Genomic DNA, 1,077 nt, shown 5'->3' with positions numbered 1-1,077 from the left:
CGAGCTGACGGCCCTGCTCGACGCACCCCTTGATCCCTTCAGCGAGAACGAGACGGAGCAGTCATGACCACCAACGCTGCCATCTCGGCCGCGGTGCGGTTCTTGCCTTCGAACTTGTAGCCGGTGCCGTCGGTGTAGAACTCGGTGGCGGCCACGTCGAGAGCGAGCGCGACGTCGGTACCCAGCTTGAGGCCGGTCTTGTTCACGGCGATCGTGATGAGGTCGAGCGCTTCTTTGGTGCCTGCCACGTCGGGCGCGAATCCGCCTTCGTCACCGAGACCGGTGGAGAGGCCCTTCTCCTTGAGAACCGACTTCAGGGAGTGGTAGACCTCGGCACCCCAGCGCAGCGATTCCTTGAAGCTCGGTGCACCGATGGGAGCAACCATGAACTCCTGGACGTCGACACCGGTGTCGGCGTGCGCGCCACCGTTGAGGATGTTCATCATCGGGACGGGGAGAACGTGAGCGTTGGGGCCACCGACGTAGCGGAACAGCTCGAGGCCCGAGGACTCGGCAGCGGCGCGAGCCACGGCAAGCGAGGCACCGAGCAGAGCGTTTGCGCCGAGACGCGACTTGTCCGGGGTGCCGTCTGCATCGAGCAGCGCCTGGTCGACTGTGCGCTGCTCGGTTGCGTCGATACCGATGATGGCCGGAGCGATCTCGCCGAGCACAGCCTCCACGGCCTTCTCGACGCCCTTTCCGCCGTAGCGTGCGCCACCGTCGCGCAGTTCGACGGCTTCGTGCTCACCGGTCGAAGCGCCGGACGGCACCGCGGCCCTGGCGAAACTTCCGTCTTCGAGCAGAACCTCGACCTCAACCGTGGGGTTGCCACGGGAATCAAGGATCTCGCGAGCTCCGACCTGCTCAATACTGGCCACTGTGTGGTTCTCCTTCGAATGGGCTTCGCATTGGGGCACGCTCTGCGTGCTTGACACTTGGGCTCCGACCCCTCCGGTCGAAAGAGGACCACGATCGCGGCTGGGCCTCTGCAGTGCCAGCACCTCTGTAGTGCCAGCACACAGCCTAACCGCACGGACCGAAGGCTTCTTTATCGACGCGCGGTCACGGGTCCGACCT

Annotated in this window: 1 pseudogene; it reads right to left on the bottom strand. The window is 65.1% G+C overall.

Going from position 1 to position 1,077, the window contains the following annotated elements:
• Window positions 1-80: 80 nt before the first annotated feature.
• Window positions 81-878, bottom strand: a pseudogene (gene eno / locus ABT116_RS49670) (phosphopyruvate hydratase); the annotation flags it as partial.
• Window positions 879-1,077 lie beyond the last annotated feature (199 nt).

This window comes from Streptomyces sp. NPDC002130 (assembly GCF_040296465.1).
In the GTDB taxonomy this organism is placed as follows: domain Bacteria; phylum Actinomycetota; class Actinomycetes; order Streptomycetales; family Streptomycetaceae; genus Streptomyces.
The sequence above is the reverse complement of the archived record's forward strand: the minus strand, read 5'-3'. Positions and strand labels throughout refer to the sequence as shown.